The sequence below is a fragment of the Lentisalinibacter sediminis genome (assembly GCF_040706615.1).
GTDB lineage: Bacteria > Pseudomonadota > Gammaproteobacteria > Steroidobacterales > Woeseiaceae > Lentisalinibacter > Lentisalinibacter sediminis.
Genome location: NZ_JAPDRF010000003.1, coordinates 215765 through 237385, shown reverse-complemented (window position 1 = coordinate 237385; position 21621 = coordinate 215765). Strand labels below are relative to the sequence as shown.

Annotated in this window: 21 protein-coding genes and 1 tRNA gene; 12 read left to right on the top strand and 10 right to left on the bottom strand. The window is 68.8% G+C overall.

The features are described 5' to 3' along the window. Positions 1-14: 14 nt before the first annotated feature. The 3 genes from ACJMKX_RS05985 to ACJMKX_RS05975 form a co-directional block, all read right to left on the bottom strand. The gene (locus ACJMKX_RS05985) at positions 15-257 is read right to left on the bottom strand and encodes a hypothetical protein (protein ID WP_405222447.1); all 243 of its coding nucleotides are present in this window, start codon (positions 255-257) and stop codon (positions 15-17) included. A gap of 70 nt (positions 258-327) precedes the next feature. Then, a complete protein-coding gene (locus ACJMKX_RS05980) occupies positions 328-756 on the bottom strand; it encodes a DNA polymerase III subunit chi (protein ID WP_405222445.1) in 429 nt (142 codons plus the stop codon). 8 nt (positions 757-764) lie between these two features. Next, the gene (locus ACJMKX_RS05975; RefSeq protein WP_405222442.1) at positions 765-2264 is read right to left on the bottom strand and encodes a leucyl aminopeptidase; all 1500 of its coding nucleotides are present in this window, start codon (positions 2262-2264) and stop codon (positions 765-767) included. Positions 2265-2487: 223 nt separating this feature from the next. Here ACJMKX_RS05975 and lptF point away from each other — a divergent pair, with 223 nt between their 5' ends. Continuing rightward, on the top strand, positions 2488-3576 hold the full coding sequence (lptF, locus tag ACJMKX_RS05970; protein ID WP_405222439.1) for an LPS export ABC transporter permease LptF: 1089 nt from the start codon (positions 2488-2490) through the stop codon (positions 3574-3576). Next, positions 3573-4640 (top strand): LPS export ABC transporter permease LptG, encoded by a 1068-nt coding sequence (gene lptG / locus ACJMKX_RS05965; protein WP_405222436.1) that lies wholly within the window; start codon positions 3573-3575, stop codon positions 4638-4640. Before lptF ends, lptG begins: the two co-directional genes overlap by 4 nt. A gap of 3 nt (positions 4641-4643) precedes the next feature. Here lptG and ACJMKX_RS05960 read toward each other — a convergent pair whose 3' ends face one another. From ACJMKX_RS05960 to ACJMKX_RS05945, 4 genes are all read right to left on the bottom strand, one after another. After that, on the bottom strand, positions 4644-5084 hold the full coding sequence (locus tag ACJMKX_RS05960) for an RDD family protein (RefSeq protein ID WP_405222433.1): 441 nt from the start codon (positions 5082-5084) through the stop codon (positions 4644-4646). Further along, positions 5081-6004: an aldo/keto reductase gene (locus ACJMKX_RS05955; protein WP_405222430.1), complete on the bottom strand. Its 924-nt coding sequence runs from the start codon at positions 6002-6004 to the stop codon at positions 5081-5083. The genes ACJMKX_RS05960 and ACJMKX_RS05955 overlap by 4 nt, the downstream gene beginning before the upstream one ends. Further along, a complete protein-coding gene (locus tag ACJMKX_RS05950; protein ID WP_405222427.1) occupies positions 6001-7341 on the bottom strand; it encodes an NTP/NDP exchange transporter in 1341 nt (446 codons plus the stop codon). Before ACJMKX_RS05950 ends, ACJMKX_RS05955 begins: the two co-directional genes overlap by 4 nt. A gap of 120 nt (positions 7342-7461) precedes the next feature. Next, a tRNA-Glu gene (locus tag ACJMKX_RS05945) sits at positions 7462-7537 on the bottom strand. Positions 7538-7615: 78 nt separating this feature from the next. Between ACJMKX_RS05945 and pcnB the strand changes: the two genes are divergently transcribed. From pcnB to panC, 5 genes are read left to right on the top strand one after another with little or no spacing between them, the layout of a single operon-like run. Next, positions 7616-9031 (top strand): polynucleotide adenylyltransferase PcnB, encoded by a 1416-nt coding sequence (pcnB, locus tag ACJMKX_RS05940; RefSeq protein WP_405222424.1) that lies wholly within the window; start codon positions 7616-7618, stop codon positions 9029-9031. Continuing rightward, entirely contained in the window at positions 9028-9573 is a 546-nt protein-coding gene (gene folK / locus ACJMKX_RS05935; RefSeq protein WP_405222421.1) for a 2-amino-4-hydroxy-6-hydroxymethyldihydropteridine diphosphokinase, read from the top strand. Before pcnB ends, folK begins: the two co-directional genes overlap by 4 nt. Next, complete coding sequence (locus ACJMKX_RS05930; RefSeq protein WP_405222420.1) at positions 9570-10274, top strand: deoxynucleoside kinase; 705 nt, start codon at positions 9570-9572, stop codon at positions 10272-10274. The genes folK and ACJMKX_RS05930 overlap by 4 nt, the downstream gene beginning before the upstream one ends. Before the next feature lie 57 nt (positions 10275-10331). Beyond that, positions 10332-11162 carry a 3-methyl-2-oxobutanoate hydroxymethyltransferase gene (gene panB, locus ACJMKX_RS05925; protein ID WP_405222417.1) on the top strand — a complete coding sequence of 277 codons (831 nt, stop codon included), beginning with the start codon at positions 10332-10334 and terminating at the stop codon, positions 11160-11162. 32 nt (positions 11163-11194) lie between these two features. Further along, the gene (gene panC / locus ACJMKX_RS05920; RefSeq protein ID WP_405223776.1) at positions 11195-12043 is read left to right on the top strand and encodes a pantoate--beta-alanine ligase; all 849 of its coding nucleotides are present in this window, start codon (positions 11195-11197) and stop codon (positions 12041-12043) included. Between the two features lie 16 nt (positions 12044-12059). Here the strand turns inward: panC and ACJMKX_RS05915 are convergent, their stop codons facing one another. From ACJMKX_RS05915 to queG, 3 genes are all read right to left on the bottom strand, one after another. Continuing rightward, positions 12060-13079, bottom strand: a complete 1020-nt coding sequence (locus tag ACJMKX_RS05915; protein ID WP_405222414.1) for a GGDEF domain-containing protein — start codon at positions 13077-13079, stop codon at positions 12060-12062. 125 nt (positions 13080-13204) lie between these two features. After that, positions 13205-14068, bottom strand: coding sequence for a PPK2 family polyphosphate kinase (locus ACJMKX_RS05910; protein WP_405222412.1), 864 nt, complete (start codon positions 14066-14068; stop codon positions 13205-13207). Between the two features lie 20 nt (positions 14069-14088). After that, positions 14089-15171, bottom strand: a complete 1083-nt coding sequence (gene queG / locus ACJMKX_RS05905; RefSeq protein WP_405222409.1) for a tRNA epoxyqueuosine(34) reductase QueG — start codon at positions 15169-15171, stop codon at positions 14089-14091. Positions 15172-15253: 82 nt separating this feature from the next. Between queG and ACJMKX_RS05900 the strand changes: the two genes are divergently transcribed. The 5 genes from ACJMKX_RS05900 to miaA all read left to right on the top strand — a co-directional run bounded on the left by ACJMKX_RS05900 (position 15254) and on the right by miaA (position 21499). Next, positions 15254-16726 (top strand): NAD(P)H-hydrate dehydratase, encoded by a 1473-nt coding sequence (locus ACJMKX_RS05900; protein ID WP_405223774.1) that lies wholly within the window; start codon positions 15254-15256, stop codon positions 16724-16726. Then, a complete protein-coding gene (gene tsaE / locus ACJMKX_RS05895; RefSeq protein WP_405222407.1) occupies positions 16711-17208 on the top strand; it encodes a tRNA (adenosine(37)-N6)-threonylcarbamoyltransferase complex ATPase subunit type 1 TsaE in 498 nt (165 codons plus the stop codon). The genes ACJMKX_RS05900 and tsaE overlap by 16 nt, the downstream gene beginning before the upstream one ends. A gap of 136 nt (positions 17209-17344) precedes the next feature. Beyond that, positions 17345-18640: an N-acetylmuramoyl-L-alanine amidase gene (locus ACJMKX_RS05890; protein WP_405222404.1), complete on the top strand. Its 1296-nt coding sequence runs from the start codon at positions 17345-17347 to the stop codon at positions 18638-18640. A gap of 100 nt (positions 18641-18740) precedes the next feature. Continuing rightward, positions 18741-20531 (top strand): DNA mismatch repair endonuclease MutL, encoded by a 1791-nt coding sequence (gene mutL / locus ACJMKX_RS05885; RefSeq protein ID WP_405222402.1) that lies wholly within the window; start codon positions 18741-18743, stop codon positions 20529-20531. Positions 20532-20566: 35 nt separating this feature from the next. After that, positions 20567-21499 (top strand): tRNA (adenosine(37)-N6)-dimethylallyltransferase MiaA, encoded by a 933-nt coding sequence (gene miaA / locus ACJMKX_RS05880; protein WP_405222399.1) that lies wholly within the window; start codon positions 20567-20569, stop codon positions 21497-21499. The last annotated feature ends 122 nt before the right edge of the window (positions 21500-21621 follow it).

Below are 21621 nucleotides of genomic sequence, written 5' to 3'. Positions count from 1 at the left end.
GTGGGGCGTCCCTGTCAGGACGACTCCTCGAAGTGCTCGCCGAAATGCTCGCGAATTATCCGTGCCACCAGCTCCGGCAGTTCGGCCCGCAGCCGGTTCGACACCTGCTCGAACATCGCCGCCTCCATCTCCTGGAACGCGGTGTGCAGCAGCCGGTCAGTCAGGTCGAGGCTGGCGGAGGCGAGCCGCACCTCGAGTTCCGCCAGCGCCGCGTCGTCGATGGCCGCCGGCCTGGCCGGCGCGCTCTCGCCGACCACCGACGTGAGTGTCGGAATCTCCTCCGGGCCGTCGATGTCGTCCGCTTCGCTGATGATCCGCTCCGCGCTGTCAGCCGATCTCGTGGGTCTCGAGAGGATAGCCTTTCTCGCGATAGAAGATAAATCGGCGCCGGGCTTCGGAGCGGGTCTGCTCGTCGCCACCGACCAGCTCGGCAATGCGGGGCAGGTCCAGCGCGAAACCGGGCACGGCGGCGGACAGGTTGATCAGGAGGTCGGCGGCCTTCGGCGCGGCTTCGCCGTAACCGATGGTCACCGGCGCGCCGCTCTCGTTCGGCAGCGTCTCGTGGGGCAGAAAGCTGCCCTCCCGGAAGGTCCACAGCAGCTCGTCGAGCGCCTCGGCCGCGGCCGGGCCGTCTGCGTGCAGGTGCACACGGTGCTCGAGACGGTAGGCCTTCTCCGCCAGGCGGCAGGCGAAGCGCCGGCGCGCGTCTTCACCGCCGGCAGCGAGGATGTAGAAGTCGACCCGCGGCGCGGACACGGCGCCCGTCAGTGCCCGGCGCCGGCGCGTTCGATGAGGTAGTCCACCAGCAGCGGCACGGGCCGCCCGCTCGCGCCCTTGCGGTTGCCCGAGCGCCACGCGGTGCCGGCGATGTCCAGGTGCGCCCAGGTGGCGTCCCGGGTGAATTTCGACAGGAAGCAGGCGGCGGTGATCGCGCCGCCCTCGCGGCCGCCCACGTTCGCGAAGTCCGCGAAATTGCTCTTCAGCTGTTTCTCGTAGTCCTCGCCCATGGGCAGGCGCCAGGCCGTATCGTCGGCGCGCCGGCCGGCTGCCAGCAGTGCCTCCGCCAGGCTGTCGTCGTTCGCCATCAGGCCGCTGTTGTGATTGCCGAGGGCGATGACGCAGGCGCCGGTCAGCGTGGCCACGTCGATCAGCGCGGCGGGCTCGTAGCGCTGGGCGTAGGTGAGCGCGTCGCAGAGGATCAGCCGGCCCTCGGCGTCGGTGTTCAGTATCTCGATGGTCTTGCCCGACATACTTTTGACGATGTCGCCCGGCCGCGTCGCCCGGCCGCTCGGCATGTTCTCGCAGGTGGGGACGAGCACCATGAGATTGATCGGCAGCTTCATGGCGGCCACGCTCTGCATGGTGCCTAGCACGGCGGCGGCCCCGCACATGTCGAACTTCATCTCGTCCATGGCGGGTGCCGGCTTCAGCGAGATGCCGCCGGTGTCGAAGGTGATGCCCTTGCCGACCAGGACGATGGGCGGCTCGTCGTCGGCGCCGCCCTGGTAATTCATGACGATGAGCTTCGCCGGCTCATCGGCGCCCGCCGTGACGGACAGCAGCGCGCCCATGCCGAGGCGCTCCATGTCCTTCTCCTCCAGCACCTCGACGCTCAGCGGGCGGTACTGTTTGGCGAGCCGGCCGGCCTCCTCGGACAGATAGCTCGGCGTGCAGACGTTGGCGGGCAGATTGCCGAGCTCCCGTGCCAGGTCCATGCCGCGCACGATTGCCTGGCCGTGCCTGGCGCCGTCCAGCGCAGCGTCGCCATCGGCTTTCGAGTCCACGCCGAAGCCGAGTTTCTTCAGCTTCAGGCCGCCGTCGCGGTTGCTCGACTTCATCTTCGTGAAGCGATACAGACGGTCGCCGAGGGTCTGGGCGGCGTAGCGCGCGAGATAGTACGCGTCGGTGTCGGCGATCTTGTCCCGGTGCAGATAGGAGACGGCCTCTGTCACGCCGGTGGAGGACAGTGCGCCGAAAGCGGCGTCCAGTGCCTTGCGATACTGACGGACGCCGAACTCGCTCTTCTTGCCGAGCCCGACGACGAGCACGCGCTTGCACTTTACCTTCGCCGGCGCAGGGATGAGGCTGGCCTGACCCAGCTTTCCGGAGATGTCACCCGACTTCTTCAGCTTTGCCAGCAGCCCGCCGCTGCCCTCGTCGATCTCGCCGGCGCCCACGTCGAAGGCGCCGTTCGCATACAGGCCGACGATGGCGCAGTCCGTTGCGCGTTTCGCGGCGTCGCCGCTGGTGGTGAAATATTCCATGGATGAACCTCGGTGCAGCGTCCGTGCGCCCGCTTCCCGGAGCCGCGGGGCCTCGCCCTGGCTTGACTCCGTGGTGCAGCGCACCGGATTATGCAGTTTCTTTTTGTGTGCCGGGAGCTTAGGGCACGTCGCCGTGCCGGCGCGCTCTGCGGGAAAGGCGGGATTCTAGCCCAATTGTGGCAGGGAAGTTAAGCGGGGCAGGGGTCGGCGGGATGTCAGCGCGATGAAGATTCTCGATCGCTATGTATTGCGCGAAGCGGCCCGCACCTGGGCCGCGGTCACCGCCGTGCTGCTTTTCATCCTGCTCAGCAACCAGTTCGCGCGGGTTCTGGGCGACGCGGCGAAGGACAAGTTGCCGCGGGATGCCGTCTTCAGCGTCATCGGTCTGACCGCGCTGCAGTATCTGACCATCCTGATCCCGTTCGGTCTGTTCCTGGCCATCATGCTGGCGCTGGCGCGGCTGTATCGGGACAGCGAGATGCCGGCCATGATGGCCTGCCGCATGGGGCCCGGCGCGATGTACCGCCCGCTCGCCTGGCTTGCCGTTCCGCTGGCGCTGCTCGTGGGCTGGCTGTCGCTGGATCTCGGGCCGAGCGCGCTGCGCGAGGTGCAGCGCATCGCCACCGTCGCCGAGCAGCGGGTGGATCTCAGTGCCATCGAGCCGGGGCGCTTCACCAGCGCCGGCCAGGGGGACGCGGTCATCTACGCCGAGCGGGTGGACCGGGACGGCTCGCTGGCCAACGTCTTCCTGCAGCGCCGGACGGGTGGCGCGCTGGAGGTGGTGCTGGCGGAAAAGGGCAGTCAGCGCCCCTCGGCGGATCCGGGGACGCGCTACATCGTGCTGGAGAACGGCCGGCGCTACGAGGGCAGGCCGGGTGAGCACCAGTTCCGTATCGTGGAGTTCGCCGAACACGGCATCCCCTACAAGGTTCCGGCACCCCGCGAGCCGGATTTCGATGCCGAGGCGCGGAGCACCCAGGAGCTGCTGGCCTCGCAAGACCTGCAGGCCGTGGCGGAGCTGCAGTGGCGGGTCTCGGTGCCCATCTCGGCGCTGCTGCTCGCCTTCCTGGCTGTGCCGCTGGCCAAGAGCCGTCCCCGCCAGGGCCGCTACGGCAAGATGCTCGCGGGCGTCCTGGTCTATTTCATCTATTTCAACCTGCTCGGCGCCGCCCAGGTCTGGGTGGAGCAGGGTGAACTCGCACCGGCCCTCGGTATGTGGTGGGTACATGCGCTCATATTCCTGCTGGGCATCGTATTGCTGGGGGCGCAGAACGGGTGGTTCTGGCGGCTGGTGCCGAGGCGGCGGGCATGAAGGTATTCACGCTCTATCTGGTGCGCTCCGTGGTCTCGACGACCCTGATCGTTGTCGCCGTACTGCTCGCGCTGGCCGGGTTCTTCGAGTTCATCGCACAGCTGGACGATACCTCGGTGGGCCGCTACGACACCTGGGACGCGGCGGCCTATACCCTGCTGCGCCTGCCGCTGCTGGCGGTGCAGATGCTGCCGGTGGCGACCCTGCTGGGTGCCTTGCTGGGTCTCGGGACACTCGCCAGCCACAGCGAGCTGGTGGTCATGCGCGCCTCCGGTGTCTCTCATTACCGACTGGCCGGCTCCGTGGCGGTGGCCGGCGCGCTGATCATGATGGGCACGGTCGTGCTCGGCGAGTACCTCGCGCCGCCGCTCGATCAGTTCGCGCGCAAGTATCGCAGCGTGGCGAAGAACGAGGAGGCCGGTCTGACCGGCGGGCGCAGCACCTGGGTGCGCGACGGCAGCACCATCTTCAACGTGGAGCGCATCAGCAGCGAGTTCGAATTCGGCGGCGTCTACCTGTTCGAGCTGGGCCCGGACCGGCGGCTCGCGTCGGTCAGCCACGCCGACAACGCGGGCCTGGATGCCGAGGAGCGGTGGGTATTCGAGAACTTCGCTCGCACCCGCTTCACCGATGAGGGAGCGACGGCGAGCAGGCAGCCCCGCACCGTCGAGGACTACGACGTGGACGCCGAGGTGCTGGGCATCGCAGTGGTCAAACCCGGCAGCCTGTCCGTGCGCGGCCTGCTGAGCTACATCGGCTACCTGAAGAAGAACGAGCTCGACGCGACCACCTATCAGACCGAGCTCTGGAACCGGATCGCCTCGACGCTGACCATCACGCTGATGCCCGTGCTCGCCATCGGCTTCGTTTTCGGCTCCCTGCGCAGCGCCGGCGCCGGCGGGCGGCTGATGGTGGGGGTGCTGATCGGGCTCGCCTATTTCCTGGCCAGCCGCATGCTGGCCAACACCGGTGTGGTGTTCAACCTCAATCCGGCCGTACTCGCCTGGCTGCCGACGGTGGCCCTGCTGGCGGTCACGGCATTCGTGCTCTCCCGCGTGCGCTGAGCCCTAGCGGCGTTTCACCGAGCGCACGAGCTTCGTGCCCGAGATGCGGTCGTGCCAGGCGAGACCCTCCCTGTCGACGAGCGACCAGAGGAAACCGGCGCCGCAGGGCAGCCAGGACAGCACCGCGGTGACTGCGCGCAACATCGCCCGACGCACCGTCACGGGCCCGCCGTCGCGGCTCACGACCATGATGCGCCAGGACTTCATTCCCAGTGTCTCGGCACCGCGAGTCCAGAAGAAGACGAAATACCCGCCGACGATAGCCAGCAGCCAGAGCCGATACCAGGCCGTATGCGCCGGTATCGCCTCGCCGGCGTTCAGTACGACCAGGGGCAGGGTGCCCAGGAAGACCAGAGCCAGCACGAGCAGGCCATCGTAGAGCATCGCGGCGAGGCGCAGGAGGAGGCCGACGGGCTCGCCGCCGGCCGGCACGGCACGCGTCACAGCGACTCGACGAACGAGACCATGCGCCGGCGCAGGGCGGCGTCGGGCAGTGCGCCGGTGCCGGCGCCCAGGTTGTCCCGCATGTGCCTCGGCTTCGAGGTGCCCGGGATGACGCAGGTCACCGCCGGGTGCGCCAGCACGTACTTCAGGAAGAACTGGCCCCAGCTGTCGATGCCGGCCTCCATGGCCCACTCCGGGACGTCGCGGCCGCGCACGGCGCGGAACAGATCGCCGTCCTCGAACGCGCGGTTCACGATCACCGCCACGCCCCGGTCAGCGGCCAGCGGCAGGAGCGTGTCCTCGGCGGCGCGGGTCACGATGGAGTAGTTCAGCTGCACGAAGTCCGGATGCTCCGCCTCGATGACGTCGGCCAGGTCGTCATGCTCGCTCACCCGGTAATGGGTGATCCCCGAATAGCGGATGCGGCCGGCCTCCCTCAACTCGCGGATGCTCCGGAGCTGGGTGCGGGTGTCCACCAGGTTGTGGACCTGCATCAGGTCGATCGTCTCGGTGCGCAGCAGCCGGAATGACTCCTCCATCTGCGCCAGCCCCGCTTCGCGGCCGCGGGTCCACACCTTGGTGGCGAAGAAGAGCCGGTTGCGCACGCCGAGGTCCTCCACCACGCGGCCGACCACGTCCTCCGCCTGGCCGTACATGGGCGAGGTGTCGATTACGGAGGCCCCGCGCTCCACCATCAGCCGCACGATCTCCCGGCGGGTGGCCAGATTCCCGGCCGTCGGATCGACGTCGAAAACGCCCGAGGTGCCGAGTCCCACGACAGGCAGCAGCTCGCCCGAGGCCGGGATCTTCCGCCGCATCACCGCCTCGTCGGCCGCGAGCAGGCCCGGCACGATAAGGCCGCCGCCGGCGGCGGCGCCCATGGCCATCAATTCCCTGCGGTTCAGTGTCCATTCGCTCATGACGGTGCCTCCGTTACTGGTCTCTCTTCTCTCAGGCGCCGATCATAACGCGTGCGGTAGCCGCGCCCGAGACCGAAGGCGACGCCGAGCCAGGCGACGCAGACGCCGATCACGATGGCGAGGATCGCGGACAGGCCGGCGCCGGCTGCCTGCAGGCCGCCGATGATCTGGGCGGAGATCGCGTCTCCGCCCCGGTAGACGACAGTGTCGATGAAATTCTTTGCCTTGTACTTTGCCGTGCGGGAGACGACGGTGAACAGGACCTCCTTCGCCGGGCCGGCGATGCCGTAATTCATGGCCCGGCGTACCACCTGCAGCGCCAGCACGACGCCGAGCACCGGCGTCACCGCCAGCGCGAGGAAACCGGCGATGCTGACGGCCGGCAGCAGTGCGAGGGTGATGCCCAGACCGAAGCGGCGCATCACACGGCCGACCACCAGGCCCTGCGCCACCAGTGCCAGCACGTTCACGCTCAGGTCGACGAGAGCGAACACCCGGGTGCGCTGGTTGGAGTCGGCGAATGCCTGCTCGAGGAACTGGGCCTGGAAGATGTACAGTGCGGTGCCGGCGAAGACCGCGAGCAGCATCATCGCAGAGACGCCCGCGAGATACGGGCGGCGCAGCGTCAGCGAGATGCCCTCCAGCACGCCGCCGCCCAGCGCCTCGTCCGTGTGAGCCCTCTCGTGCCGGGGCTGGGAATGGGCCCAGCTGCGCAGCCGCAGGATGCACACCACGGTGAAAGTGAGCAGTGCCGCCGAGAGGAGCAGCATCTGCTGGTAACCGATGTGCGCAACCAGCAGCGCGGTGAGTGCCGGGCCGGCAAGCGCACCGACGCTGCCGCCGGCGGCGACGATGCCGAACAGGCGCTTCGCCTGGTCACGGTCGTAGAGGTCCGCCATGAAACTCCAGAACACGGAGACCACGAACAGGTTGAATACGCTCAGCCAGACGAAGAAGGCCCGGGCCACCCAGACGCCGTTTTCGTCGGCGCTCGCGAAGGCCAGGTAGAACAGGACCAGATTGGCCGCGCAGAACAGATTCACCCAGGGGAGAAACCGCGCCCGCGGCCAGCGTCCGGTCACGAAACCGAACAGGGGCACCACGGCCAGCATGGAGAGGAAAGTGGCCAGGAACAGCCAGCGAATATTCTCGGTGCCGCCGAGGATGGCCATCTCGTCGCGGATGGGCCGCAGCAGGTAGTAGCTGCAGAGCAGTGTGAAGAAATACAGGAAAGACCAGACGACCGCCCTCCGCTCCTGCGGCTCGAGCGCGAACAGCCGCTTCAGCAGGGAGGCGTCGCGGCCCTCGTCATCCGGTTTCTCGTCAGTCTGACTCACGGACGGATTCCGCGGGGCAGGCGTGGCTCCGGCAACGTGGCGGGGTGGGTGAGCCGCATCGACTGATCCTGTGAGGCCACGACCGGTGAGGCACCGGGTGCCTCGGAGGGTGGGGCAGGTTGGCACTCCCTAGGGGAATCGAACCCCTGTTTCCGCCGTGAGAGGGCGGCGTCCTGGACCGCTAGACGAAGGGAGCGCAGCTCTTTTTGTCCTGCCCGACCCTGCGGGGGCTGTTATTATACGGGCCACTTTGGCAGTTACAAGCGAACTCTATTTGTCGAAACCAGCTCCGGCGGGCTCCGGCGAGCCTCCGATAATCATACCGCGCCCGGACCACAGCGTCTCGCGCGCAAACATCTCCAAGAACGCACTGAAAGTCCTGTACCGGCTGAAGGACGCCGGCTTTCAGGGTTTCCTGGTGGGCGGTGCCGTGCGCGATCTCCTGCTGGGTCTGAGGCCCAAGGACTTCGACGTGGCGACGGACGCCGACCCGGACCAGGTGCGCGACCTGTTCCGCAACTCGCGACTGATCGGACGGCGATTCCGCCTGGCCCACGTGCGCTTCGGCCGGGACATCATCGAGGTGGCCACGTTCCGCGCCAGCGCCGATGAGGCCGACGAGCGCGCGGATGTGGAGCTGGACCAGCACGGCCGCATCCTGCGGGACAACGTCTACGGCAGCATCGACGAGGACGTCTGGCGGCGGGATTTCACGGCCAACGCGCTCTACTACAACATCGCCGACTTCAGCATCTGGGACTACGTGGGCGGCGCCCGGGATATCGATGAGCGGGTGCTGCGCCTGATCGGCGACCCGGAGCAGCGGCTGCGCGAAGACCCGGTGCGCATGCTCCGTGCGGTGCGTTTCGCGGCCAAGCTGGATTTCACCATCCACGACGAGGTGGCCGAACTGATGCCCGAGCTCAGCGCGCTGCTGGGGCACGTGCCCGCGGCGCGGCTGTTCGACGAGTTCGTGAAGATGTTCCAGGCGGGCCATGCCCGGCGCACCTTCGAGCTGCTGCTCGACCACGGTCTGTTCGGCCGGCTGTTCCCGGAGACCCGGCGCGAGCTGGACGGCCCGGTCGCGGCGAAATTCCGCGAGTTCATCGCGCTGGCGCTGGCCAACACGGACCAGAGGGTCGCGGAGGGCAAGGCGGTGACGCCGATGTTCCTCCTGGGCGTGTTCCTGTGGGCGCCGGTACGGGCGCGGGCGGCGGAGATGCTGGCGGAGCGAAAGATGGGCGAGCCCCAGGCGCTCGGCATCGCTGCGGGAGAGGTAGTGGCGAGACAGCAGTCCCTGATCTCCATACCGAAGCGCTTCGCGATCCCCATGCGCGAGATGCTCGCGCTGCAGCCGCGCTTCGAGCGGCGCCGCGGCAAGCGGGCCATGAGCTTCCTCGAGCATCGGCGTTTCCGGGCCGCCTACGACTTCATGTTGCTGCGCTCGCGTATCGGCGAGGTCGATCCGGACGTAGCTGCGTTCTGGACCGAGGTGCAGGAGATGAGCGGCGAGGAGCGGGCCGGTGCCTTCGAGGTGCGCGGTTCCTCAGGCGGGGGCAAGGACGGTAGCCAGGGCGGTGGCAAGGGCAGCGGCCGGGCCGGCGACCAGGAGAGTGGCACGGGCGAGGGCAGGAAGGGCGGCCGCCGCCGGCGTCCCCGCCGGCGCAAGCGCCGGGAAGCGGGCGATTGAACCCGGCCGGGCGGCCCGTGTGGCGGCCCGCCTGGGTCGCACTCGGCAGCAACCTGGAAGCACCGCGTGAGCAGGTCCGCCGCGCCTTCGACGAGATCGGCCGTCTACCGGACGTGCGTCTGGTGGCCCGCTCGCCGCTGTATCGATCCCGTCCCATGGGTCCGACCGACCAGCCCGATTTCGTCAATGCCGTTGCGGGCCTGGTGACCCGACTCGGCCCGCCCGAACTGCTGCAGGCGCTGCACCGTATCGAGCAGGCTCACGGGCGTCGGCGCAGCGAGTCCGGGCGCTGGGGTCCGCGCACCCTCGACCTGGACCTCCTCGTCCACGGCGAGACGGTCTGCGACGAGCCGGGCCTGACCCTGCCGCACCCGGGCATCGGCGAGCGAAATTTTGTATTGTTGCCGCTGGCCTCGGTGGCCCCGGATCTCGTCATCCCGGGCCTCGGTCGGGTCGCGACGCTGGCGCGGCGGATCGCCGGGACGGGTATTGAGCGTCTGGAGCAGCGGATGGAGGAGCGAGGAGGCGAAGACCGAGCATGAGCCCGTCCGACCACAGCACTGTCACGCCGCTGCGGCGCCAGGCCGGCAAGGACCCGTCGCCGCCCCGCTACCTGGTGGTGGAAGGGCCCATCGGCGTGGGCAAGACCAGCCTCGCGAAGCGCCTGGCCCGGGCGTTCGGCAGCGAACTGCTGCTGGAGGAGACTCAGGAGAATCCGTTCCTCGAGCGCTTCTACCGCACGGGCAGGGCCGCGGCACTACCGACCCAGCTACACTTCCTGTTCCAGCGCGCCCGCCAGCTCGAGGGCCTGCGCCAGGACGATCTGTTCCGGCCGATGCTGGTGGCGGATTTCCTGCTGGAGAAGGACCGGCTGTTCGCCGAGCTGAATCTGGACCGGGAGGAGCTCTCCCTGTACGAACAGATCTACGATCGCCTCGATATCGACGCTCCCACGCCGGATCTGGTGGTGTACCTGCAGGCGCCGGTGGAGGTGCTCATGGAGCGCATCGCGCGCAGGGGCCTCGAGTACGAGCGCGACATGGACCCCGGTTATCTGGAACGGCTTGCCGAGGCGTATGCGCGGTTCTTCCACGACTACGCCGAGGCGCCGCTGCTGATCGTGAATGCGGCCGGTATCGATCCGGTCCATAATGACGACGATTTCCGCCTGCTGTGCGACCAGATTCGTCGCACCAGCAGCGGGCGCCATTTCTTCAACCCCAATCCGGTCGCATTCGCCTGACGCCCCGAGCCGGGCGCGTCGCACGGCGGCCGTCATCCCCAGCCACCAAGAAGAGAGATGTACACACAGCTTCAGCAACGCGACATGGCCGAGCCGCCGGTCAACGTGGGCACCCTCATGCGGATGAAATCCGAGGACGAGCCCATCGCCTGCCTGACGGCGTACGACGCGAGTTATGCCCTGCTGGTGGATGCCGCGGCAACCGACGTGGTGCTCGTCGGCGATTCCCTCGGCATGGTCATCCAGGGCCATGACACCACGGTGCCCGTGACGGTGGACGACATCATCTACCACACCCGCAACGTCGCCCGCGGGCTGCAGCGGGCCTTCCTGATGGCGGACATGCCGTTCATGAGCTATACGGATCCGGCCCAGGCGCTGGACAACGCGGTGCGCCTCATGCAGGAGGGCGGCGCGATGATGATCAAGCTGGAAGGCGGAGCCGGCCAGATCGAGATCGTGCAGCACCTGGCGCGCCACGACATCCCCGTCTGTGCCCATCTCGGGCTGAAGCCCCAGTCCGTGCACAAGATCGGCGGGTTCCGGGTGCAGGGCAGGGAGCCGGGCGAGGCCGAGAAGATGGTGGACGCCGCGAAACAGCTACAGGACGTGGGCGCCGACCTGGTGTTGCTGGAGTGCGTGCCCAACGAAGTGGGCGCCGCCGTGCGTGAACGGCTCGAGGTGCCCGTGATCGGCATCGGCGCGGGGCCGGAGGTCGACGGCCAGATTCTGGTGCTCTATGACATCCTCGACATCACCCAGGGCCGCACACCCCGCTTCGTGAAGAACTTCATGACCGGCCAGCCGTCGCCGCTGGAGGCGCTGAAGGCCTACGTGGCCGCGGTGAAGGACCGCAGCTATCCGGCGGCGGAGCATTGTTTCTCGTGAGCGAGGCGGACCGGAAGAAACGGGGCGGCACGCTGCACGAAGTCAGCACGCCGGCCGAAGTCCGAGCCTGGACCGAGCAGCGGCGGCAGGCGGGCGAGCGCATCGCCTTCGTCCCCACAATGGGCAACCTGCACGAGGGTCATCTGAGTCTGGTCCGTCTGGCGCGGGAGTACGCCGAACGCGTGGTGGCGAGCATCTTCGTCAACCCCACCCAGTTCGGTGCCGGCGAGGACTACGGAGACTATCCGCGCACGCCCGAGGAGGACCGGCGGCTGCTCGCGAGCGCCGGTACCGACCTCCTGTTCACGCCCTCGGCGGAGACGGTCTATCCCTTCGGCGAGGATGCCGCCACGCGCCTGCACGTGCCGGGCCTGTCGGAGGACCTGTGCGGCCGCTTCCGGCCGGGTCACTTCGACGGCGTCGCCACCGTGGTCTGCCGTCTCTTCTGCATGGTCGGGCCGGAAGTGGCCGTGTTCGGTCAGAAGGACTACCAGCAGTTCCTCATCATCCGTCGCATGACCCGGGATCTGTCCATGCCCATCGGCATCGTGCTCGGGCCGACGGTGCGCGAGCCGGACGGCCTCGCGTGCAGTTCGCGGAACCGCTACCTGACCGAGTCGGAGCGCACTATCGCGCCACTGCTGCATGAGGTGCTGGAAGAGGTGCGCGAGGCGCTGCTGAGCGGCGAGCGCGATTTCGCCTCGCTGGAAGGCCACGCGCTGGCCCGCCTGGAGACAAACGGTTTCGCGCCGGACTACGTGGGCATTCGCCGGGCGAAGGACCTGGCGCTACCCTCGGCCGGCAGTCACGAACTGGTGGTGCTGGCCGCCGCCCGGCTGGGCCGCGCACGGCTGCTCGACAACGTGCTGGTGCAGGTCTGAGGGACGCGCCGACGGATCAGTCGGAGACGTAATTGCGCCCGTGGTGCTTGGCCCGGTACAGGGCGTCGTCGGCGCGCCGGAGCAGCGACGAGAAGTCGTAGTCCCGGCCGGTCTCGCAGACGCCCATGGAAACGGTCACGGCCGAACCGGGACCTTCCTCCGCGCCAGGCGCAAGGCCGCAGACCGCCTCGCGTACCCGCTCGCCGACGGCTTTCGCCGCGCTGGCGGACAGCCCGGGCAGCAGGACCGCGAACTCGTCGCCGCCGAAGCGCGCCAGCAGGTCCGACGGGCGGAAATACGCCCGCAGGGCGTCGGCCACCTCGGACAGCACCCGGTCGCCGGCCACGTGGCCGTAACGGTCGTTGAACGACTTGAAGCGGTCGACGTCGATCATGATCAGCGAGGCGGGCTCGTCGTCCGAACGGCAACGGGACAATTCCCGCGGGAACATGTCCTCCATCCAGTGACGGTTGTTGAGGCCGGTCAGCGCGTCCGTGGTGGCGTGGTGCTCGAACTTGCGCAGCGCGCCGATGCTGTCGGCGAGGAAGTTGTTGTGCTGGCGCACCCGCTCGGACAGCACGGACAGCAGGTTCTTGGCGAAGGCATGGGAGGCATCCACCAGATTCCAGAGGACGTCCTTGTGGATCACCATGAGGTGGGAGTCCTCGTCCGCCACCACCCAGGCAGAGGGATCCCGATTCTCGATGATCGACATCTCGCCGGCGCAATCGCCCACGTCCAGGCTGCGCAACGGCGGCGAGTCCAGATGGCCGACATGCACGCTCATGCTGCCGGACAGGACAATGTAGACCGATTCGTTGGTGCAATCGGGTGCCAGCACCACTTCGCCGCGAGACGCGTCGCGGCGGTCGCAGGCCTGCAGCAGTTCCTGCACGGCGTCGGCATTGACGCCGTGGAAGAGCCGCAGCCCCGCCAGCAGGGAACGCTTGTAGTCCGAGTTGATCGTGGGGTCTTCTCGGTCCTGGCCGTCCCTGCGCCAGTGTCCCGTCGTCTTCTGCATCAGGCTGTCAGTCATAGCCGCCCGGGCCATGAGCCCCCCCTGTGTTCAAGGCGTCAGATATACGCCAGCCCACCGGCAAAAACAACGACCAGGCGGGAAAAAGACGTGCCGCGTCCCCGCCGGAGGGCAAAAGTGTGAACTCACTCGCTCTCGAGCATGGATTTCATCTGCTCGAAGGTGGAGGCTTCCGCCGCCCCTGCCACGGGATAGTGCAGGTTCAGGGAGCGAAGATTGTCGACGATGATCCCGGCGACCGCTGCGCGCATCTCCTTCTTGTCGTCGGCGGGTATGGCGTACCAGGGCGCCCACGGTCGAGAGGTCGCGTTCAGCGCCGCCTCGTAGGCCGCCATGTAATCGTCCCAGTGCTGGCGCTCGCGCACGTCATGAGGTTCGAACTTCCAGTTCTTGTCCTCCTCGTTGAGACGGTCGAGGAAGCGTTGACGCTGCTCTCCGCGCGAGACGTTCAGCCAGAATTTCATGATCACGGTGCCGTTGCGGGCGAGATGCTTCTCCTGGTCGGCGATGGACTCCAGCCTCTGGTCCCAGAGGCCGTGCTGATCGATCGCACCAGGCAACCGCTGGTTGTCCAGGATGTCGGGGTGGACCCGCACGACCAGCACTTCCTCGTACTGACTCCGGTTGAACACGCCGATCCGGCCGCGCTCCGGCAATACCCGCGTCGTGCGCCAGAGGAAGTCGTGGTCCAGTTCGGTGGAGCTCGGCTTGCCGAAACTGAAGACCTGACAGCCGGCGGGATTGACACCGCTCAGCACCGCGCGGATCGTGCTGTCCTTGCCCGCGGCGTCCATGGCCTGGAAGACCAGCAGCACGGCGTAGCGGTCATGGGCGTAGAGAACGCGCTGCAGTGCTGCCAGCTTCTTCACCCGTTTCTTCAGGCGCTTCTTCGCCGAGCCCTCGCCGTCCGCTATGCGGGTAGGCGTCTCGTCGACCCGGAAGCTCCCGTCGAAAGGCACCAGATAAGGGGAGGGGCTTGCTTCGAACATCGATGTCTCCGGTGGTCGTATCAGGACAGGGTAGCCCCGTGGCGGGCGAGTGCCCATCCCACGTGTTCGCGCACCATGGCAGAGGGGTGGTTCGCCCTGGCCCGCAGCGCATCCAGCACCTCGGTCGTGCTGTCCGCGTTGCCGAGCGCCACCGCGACGTTGCGCAGCCAGCACTCGTGGCCGATGCGGCGGATCGCGCTGCCTTCCATACGGGAGAGCCATTCCTGCTCGTCCCACAGGAACGCATCCGCGAGCGCGATGCCGTCCAGCCCGTGGCGGGGAGCGAAATCGTCCTCCCGGGTAAGCTGCGCGAACTTGTTCCAGGGGCAGAAGAGCTGGCAGTCGTCGCAGCCGTAGATGCGATTGCCGATGGCAGCGCGGAATTCCTCCGGGATGGAATCACGCAGCTCGATGGTGAGATAGGAGATGCAGCGGCGGGCGTCCAGCTCATAGGGGGCGGTGATGGCGCCGGTGGGGCAGACGTCGATACACGCCCGGCAGGTGCCGCAGTGATCGGTGACGGGCTCGTCGGCAGGCAGCGGCAGGTCCGTGTAGATTTCGCCCAGGAAGAACCAGGATCCCGCATGCCGGTTGAGCAGGTTCGTATGCTTGCCGATCCAGCCGAGGCCGGCGTTTCTTGCCAGCGGCTTCTCGAGCACCGGCGCGCTGTCCACGAATACCCGGTAGCCGAACTCGCCGACCTCGCCGCGGATGCGCTCGGACAGTCTCTGCAGCCGTCGGCGCAGCAGCTTGTGGTAATCGCGTCCGAGGGCGTAACGGGAGACATAGGCCCGGGCAGGGTGATCCAGCAGCCGGCGCGCATCCTCGGCATGCTCGGGCAGATAGTCCATGCGCACGCAGATCACGCTCACGGTGCCGGGTACCAGTTCCGCGGGGCGGCTGCGCCGGGTGCCGTGCTTTGCCATGTAGTGCATCGTGCCGTGGCGCCCCTCGGCCAGCCAGCGGGCGAGCTTCGCCTCGTCGGCGGCCAGTTCGGGCCGTGCAATGCCGCACTGCTGGAAGCCGAGCTCCTGCGCCCACGCGCGGATGCGTGCGGCGAGGTCCGATATCGGCAGGGTATTGTCTGGCCGGTCTGTGCTCATCGGGGGCGGGGAAGCATACGGGTAGGGCGGTTCACTGCCTGGCCCCAGTATAATGGCGGCCATGGATCCTTTATTGAAGACAATGCCGACGACAGTCTACGACGCCGAGGGCGTGCGCGCGCTGGACCGCTGTGCGATCGAGCGCCAGGGCATTCCCGGTTACACGCTCATGAGTCGCGCCGGCACCGCGCTGCTCACGGCCCTGGAGGCGGAGTTCCCGGCCGCGAACCGCCTGCTCGTCGTCTGCGGGGCGGGCAACAATGCGGGCGACGGCTACGTGCTGGCCAGGCTGGCCCGGGAGGAGGGCTACCATGTGGTGGTCGCGGCCCTGGTGCCGCCTGCGTCGCTCGGCGGCGATGCTGCCCGCGCCTGGCAGGACTTCGCGGCGAGCGGCCGCGAGGCCGTGGAGTGGGACCCGGCGCTGCTGGCAGAGGCGGATCTCGTCGTCGACGCCATCCTCGGCACCGGCCTGACGCGGGACGTCGACGGCCGTTTTGCGGCTGCCGTGGACGCCATCAACGAAGCCGATCCGCCGGTCCTCGCCGTCGACATCCCCTCCGGCCTCGACGCGGATGACGGACGCATCCGCGGCACCGCCGTCGGGGCCGATGCCACGGTGACCTTCGTGGGCCTCAAGGCCGGGCTCGTCACCGGTGTCGGCCCGGACCTCTGCGGCCGGCTGCGCTACTCCGACCTCGACGTGCCTGCCGAGTGCGCGGAGGCGGCCGAGCCCGTGCTGCGGCGGCTGAGCAGGGACACGCTGGCTCGCCTCCTGCCCCGGCGCCCGCGTACTGCGCACAAGGGGCTGTTCGGGCACCTGCTTATCGTGGGCGGTTCGCCGGGCATGGGCGGTGCGGTACGGCTGGCGGGCGAGGCCGCGTTGCGCACCGGTGCCGGCCTCGTGACGATCGCCACTCACCCCGGCCATGCCGCCGCCGTCACCGGCGGGCGGCCAGAACTCATGTGCCGCGGCGTGGAGCGAGGCGATGACCTGGAACCACTGATCTCCCGTGCCACCCACGTGGCCCTCGGGCCGGGACTGGGAAGCGGGGAGTGGGGCCGCGAAATGTTCGCGGCAGCGCTGGCCGCGGGCCTGCCGGCGGTCCTCGATGCCGATGCACTCAATCTCCTGGCCGAGGCACCGCATCGCAACGATGACTGGATCCTGACACCCCATCCCGGGGAGGCAGGACGTTTGCTGGAGACGGGCACTGCCGACGTGCAGGCCGGACGCATGGCGGCTGTGGCGGCCATCAGCGAGCGCTATGGCGGCGTCACGGTGCTGAAGGGCGCCGGCACGCTCGTGGCGGCCGGCGACGGCGGACCACCTTCGATCTGTACCGACGGCAATCCGGGCATGGCATCGCCGGGAATGGGCGACGTGCTCACCGGGATCGTGGGCGCTCTCCTGGCCCAGGGCCTCGATGCCCGCAGCGCGGCGGAGGCCGGTGTGCTCTTGCATGCGCTGGCCGGCGACGCCGCGGCGCGCGACGGCGAGCGCGGTCTGGTCGCCGGAGATCTCATCGCCGGGATACGGGCGTGGGCGAATCCCTGAGCGCGGAGCTGGCGGAACTGGCGGATAGGGCGGCCACCGAGGCACTGGGCGGCGCGCTGGCCCGCGCGCTCCGCGGGCTGGGTGAGACCGGTTGCCTGATTCTGTTGCAGGGCGAACTCGGTGCCGGCAAGACCACCCTGGTGCGCGGCCTGCTGCGGGCGGCCGGGTATACGGGGCCGGTGCCCAGCCCCACTTACACGCTGGTCGAACCCTACGAGCTCGACGGCAGGCGCCTCTTCCACCTGGACCTTTACCGCATCGCCGATGCGGAAGAGCTCGAGTACCTCGGCTGGCGTGACATGGAGGACGCGATCACGCTGGTGGAATGGCCGGAGCGGGCACCGGATCTGGCGGCCGGAGCCGACCTCGTGATCCGGCTCGCCCATGCCGACAGCGGCCGGCGTGCCCGGATAGAGGCACGCACTCCCACCGGTGCGCTCCTCGCCGGGGCCGTGGGGGAGTCGATTTCCCACTTCAAGTAACCGCCGTATCTGGCTGGTTATCCAGTGAAAAACCCCTTGGAATTCCGTTCCGGATGAGTATACTGGGACGGCCTTATGTCGAGTGCGCACGGCGGCCGGGTCTATGCAGCGAGCGGGGATTCCATTTTTCTTTTCAGTGATATGCGCAGCCCTGTGCCTGCTGGCCGTACCCGCGTCCTCCGCCACCGTTGAAGACATCCGCCTGTGGTCGGAGGACGGCAAGACGCGCGTTGTCCTCGACCTCAGCGCGCCGGCCGATCACACGCTGTTCACGCTGGCGCGGCCCGACCGGGTCGTGGTCGACGTGAGCAACAGCCGGCTCGCCGAACGGCTCGCCACGCTGCCGCGAGGCACCGGCTACGTCCGCGGCATCCGGGCCGCGCGCCGCGACGGCGACGACCTGCGCATCGTGCTCGACCTGGAGCGTTCGGTGCGCCCGCGCAGCTTCAGCGCGGGGCCCTACGGGCGCTACGGCGACCGCCTGGTCATCGATCTCGCCGAGCCCGGCGTTCCGGAGCCCGTGAAGACGGTGCGACCGCGCCCCGACGCCAAGCCCCGGGACCTGGTGATCGCCGTCGATCCCGGCCATGGCGGGCGGGATCCGGGCGCCATCGGCCAGGGCCGGACCCGTGAGAAGGACGTCGTGCTCGCCATCGGGCGCAAGCTCGCCGCCCGGATCGACGCCGAGCCCGGCATGCGCGCCGTGCTGGTGCGCAAGGACGACAGCCTGATTCCGCTGCGAGAGCGCATGGAGTACGCCCGCCGCAATCGCGCCGACCTGTTCGTGTCCATCCACGCCGATGCCGTGCGGGACAAGCGCGCGCGGGGCTCATCCGTGTGGGTGCTGTCATTGAAGGGCGCGAGCGACGAGGCTGCTCATCTGCTCGCCGAGCAGAACAACACGCACCTGATCGGTGGCGTCGCGCTCTCCGACAAGGACGAGGACCTGGCCTCCGTGCTGCTGGATCTGTCCCAGAACGCCTCGCTGGGTGCCAGCATGGAGGTGGGCAAGAAGGTGATCGACGAGCTGGCCCAGGTGGGCACCGTGCACAAACGCACCGTGCAACAGGCCGGCTTCGCCGTGCTGAAATCGCCGGACGTGCCTTCCATCCTGGTCGAGACGGCGTTCATTTCGAATCCCAGCGAGGAGCGCAAGCTGAAGGACCGGAATCATCAGGACCGCCTGGCCGACGCCATCCTCAGCGGCATCCGCAATTACTTCTACGCCAACCCGCCGCCGGACTCCTGGGTGGCACAGGCCGTGCGCGACGGCCGCCAGCCCGAGGTCAAGCACGTGATATCCCGCGGCGACACGCTGAGCGAGATCGCGACTCGCTACAACGTGAGCGTCTCCTCCATCCGCGCCGTGAACAATCTCGCCGGCGACCGGATCCGCATCGGCCAGGTGCTGCGCATCCCCTCCGACGGCTGACCTGCCCGTCGTCATGGGACCGGCCGCCCGCCTGGCGGCCGATCGGAGCTTTGTGACAGAATCCCCGGACGGGCCAACGGTTGCGCCCGGCACCCGCATTATGGCCATCCGAGTACTGCCCGAACACCTGGTGAATCAGATCGCCGCCGGCGAGGTCGTCGAGCGGCCGGCTTCCGTGGTCAAGGAACTGGTGGAGAACAGTCTCGACGCCGGCGCACGGAGCATCGAGGTGGACATCGAGGCGGGCGGAGCGCGGCTGATCCGGGTGCGGGACGACGGCGCCGGCATCCCGGAGGCGGAGGTGGGGCTCGCTCTCGCCCGGCACGCCACCAGCAAGATCGACAGCCTGGACGATCTCGAGGCGGTCGCCTCGCTTGGTTTCCGCGGCGAGGCGCTGCCGAGCATCGCCTCGGTGTCCCGCCTCTCGCTGACCTCCCGTGCGGCCGGCGCCGGGACTGCGTGGCGGGTAGGAGCCGACAACGGCGCCGTGTCGGAGCCGGTGCCGGCGGCGCATCCGGAAGGGACTACGGTCGAGGTGCGGGACCTGTTCTTCAACACGCCGGCCCGGCGACGGTTCCTGCGCACCGAGAAGACGGAGTTCCAGCATATCGATCGGGCGCTGCGCAGGCTGGCGCTGTCCCGCTTCGATGTCCAGTTCACCCTCACGCATAACGGGCGCAGCGTGATGCACCTGCCCGCGACCACGGACGGCGCCGGCCGGTTGCGGCGCCTGTCCCAGGTGCTGGGCGAACGTTTCGCGGCGGAGTGCATCGAGGTGGAGCGCGAGGCACAGGGTATCGCGCTGGCCGGCTGGCTGGCCCTGCCCACCTATTCCCGCAGCCAGGCCGATCTGCAGTACAGCTACGTGAACGGACGTGCGGTGCGCGACAAGGTACTCATGCATGCCGTGCGCCACGGTTACCGTGACGTGCTCTTCCACGGGCGCCACCCGGCATACGTATTGAGCGTCAGCCTGGACCCGGCGCGGGTGGATGCGAACGCTCATCCTGCCAAGCACGAGGTCCGCTTCCGCGATTCGCGCAGCGTGCACGAATTCGTCTTCCGCAGCATCGAGGAGGCGCTGGCCGGCACCCGCCCGGGCGCGCGCCCTGCTGCCGCTGCGGTCGCCGCCCCGACGACACTGCCGGAATTCCGCCAGTCGGCCATGCCGCTGGCGGCCGCCGACTGGCCTGCCGCGGAATCCGGAGCCGCGGAGCCGCTGGCCGCCTACGCGGCGCTGTCCGGCAGCGGCGAAGCCGGCACGACAGGGACGCACGCGCAGACGCCGCCTCCGGCGGCCGGTGCCGTGCCGCCGCTCGGCTATGCGCTGGCACAGCTGCACGGCATCTACATCCTGGCAGAGAACGCCGACGGGCTTATCCTGGTCGACATGCACGCCGCTCACGAGCGCATCACCTATGAGAGGCTGAAGCGGTCCTTCGCCGACCGCAACGTGGTGCGGCAGCCGTTGCTGGTGCCCCGGGCGGTGGAAGTCTCCCGGGCCGAAGCCGACCTTGCCGAGCAGCACGCGGAGGAGTTCCGTGAGGTCGGCCTGGTGCTGGATCGCCACGGCCCGGAGTCGGTCGTGATCCGGGAGATCCCGACGCTGCTCGCCGCCTCCGCAGCCGAGGAGCTGGTCCGCGACGTGCTGGCGGACCTGGCCGAGCACGGCACCAGCAGCCGCATCGCCGGCCATGTGGACGAGCTGCTCGCCACCATGGCCTGTCACCATTCGGTACGGGCCAACCGCGCGATGAGCGTGCCGGAGATGAATGCTCTGCTGCGCGCCATGGAGACCACCGACCGCGCCGATCAGTGCAACCACGGGCGGCCGACCTGGACGGCGCTGGGTCTGCGCGAACTCGACCGTTTGTTTCTGCGCGGGCAGTGACTCGCCGCAACGCAGGGGCCTCCCCGGGCGCTCCCGTGATCTGCCTGCTGGGGCAGACCGCGGCCGGGAAGACGGACATCGCCGTGGAACTCGCGCGCCGCCTGCCGGTGGAGATCGTGAGCGTCGATTCGGCGATGGTCTACCGGGGCATGGACATCGGCACCGCCAAGCCTTCGCCCGGCGTGCTGGCCGAGGCGCCCCACCGGCTGATCGACATCCGCGAACCGGAGCAGGCCTATTCCGCCGGTGAGTTCCGGCGCGATGCGCTGCGCTCGATCCGCGAGATCCGCGAGGCGGGCCGCATCCCCCTGCTGGTCGGCGGCACCATGCTCTACTTCCGGGCGCTGATCCGGGGCCTGTCCGAGCTGCCCGGCCGCGACGCGGCCGTACGCGCGGCCATCGACGCCCGCGCGCATGCGCTGGGTTGGTCCGCGCTGCACGGCGAGCTCGCCCGCATTGACGCCGAGACGGCGGCGCGCGTCGATCCCGGCGATGCGCAGCGCATCCAGCGGGCTCTAGAGGTCTGGCAACTGAGCGGGCGGACGCTGTCCGACTGGCACCGGGAGCCGGCATCGTCGCCGTCTGTCGGGCGTTTCATCCGCCTGGCGCTGGTGTTCGGGGATCGGGACCGGCTCCGGGAGCGAATCCGCCTGAGGCTCGAAGCGATGCTCGAGGCCGGCTTCGTCGCCGAGGTCGAGGCATTGCTGGCCCGCCCCGGGCTCAGCGCCGATGCGCCCGCGCTGCGTGCGGTCGGCTATCGGCAGTTGGCGCGCCACCTGCGTGGCGAGACGACACTCGCAGAAGCCCGTCGGGAGACGGAAGTCGCGACGGCAAGACTCGCCAAGCGTCAGCATACCTGGATCCGCGGGGACGAAGATGCGCAATGCCTGGACCCCCTTGATCCGGCCACACCAGGCCGCATATCCGCAGCGGTAGAAGCACACATCGGTTGTCCCGACGGGCCCTGACCCGCGGCGGGCTGTGGTATGCTGGCCCGGTGCCTGCTTGGGTTGAGGCACCCGCACCGGTTCGCCCGCGCCTTGCAGGCGGCGGCGGACGGGAGCCGGCGGGACAACGATAACAACAAGGA

What these genes read in the sequence shown, in the direction of transcription:
- ACJMKX_RS05975 (WP_405222442.1), bottom strand. Translation starts at nt 2,264, where the DNA reads ATGGAATATTTCACCACCAGCGGCGACGCCGCGAAACGCGCAACGGAC.
- lptF (WP_405222439.1), top strand. Translation starts at nt 2,488, where the DNA reads ATGAAGATTCTCGATCGCTATGTATTGCGCGAAGCGGCCCGCACCTGG.
- lptG (WP_405222436.1), top strand. Translation starts at nt 3,573, where the DNA reads ATGAAGGTATTCACGCTCTATCTGGTGCGCTCCGTGGTCTCGACGACC.
- ACJMKX_RS05955 (WP_405222430.1), bottom strand. Translation starts at nt 6,004, where the DNA reads ATGAGCGAATGGACACTGAACCGCAGGGAATTGATGGCCATGGGCGCC.
- ACJMKX_RS05930 (WP_405222420.1), top strand. Translation starts at nt 9,570, where the DNA reads ATGAGCCCGTCCGACCACAGCACTGTCACGCCGCTGCGGCGCCAGGCC.
- panB (WP_405222417.1), top strand. Translation starts at nt 10,332, where the DNA reads ATGTACACACAGCTTCAGCAACGCGACATGGCCGAGCCGCCGGTCAAC.
- ACJMKX_RS05915 (WP_405222414.1), bottom strand. Translation starts at nt 13,079, where the DNA reads ATGACTGACAGCCTGATGCAGAAGACGACGGGACACTGGCGCAGGGAC.
- ACJMKX_RS05910 (WP_405222412.1), bottom strand. Translation starts at nt 14,068, where the DNA reads ATGTTCGAAGCAAGCCCCTCCCCTTATCTGGTGCCTTTCGACGGGAGC.
- queG (WP_405222409.1), bottom strand. Translation starts at nt 15,171, where the DNA reads ATGAGCACAGACCGGCCAGACAATACCCTGCCGATATCGGACCTCGCC.
- ACJMKX_RS05900 (WP_405223774.1), top strand. Translation starts at nt 15,254, where the DNA reads ATGCCGACGACAGTCTACGACGCCGAGGGCGTGCGCGCGCTGGACCGC.
- mutL (WP_405222402.1), top strand. Translation starts at nt 18,741, where the DNA reads ATGGCCATCCGAGTACTGCCCGAACACCTGGTGAATCAGATCGCCGCC.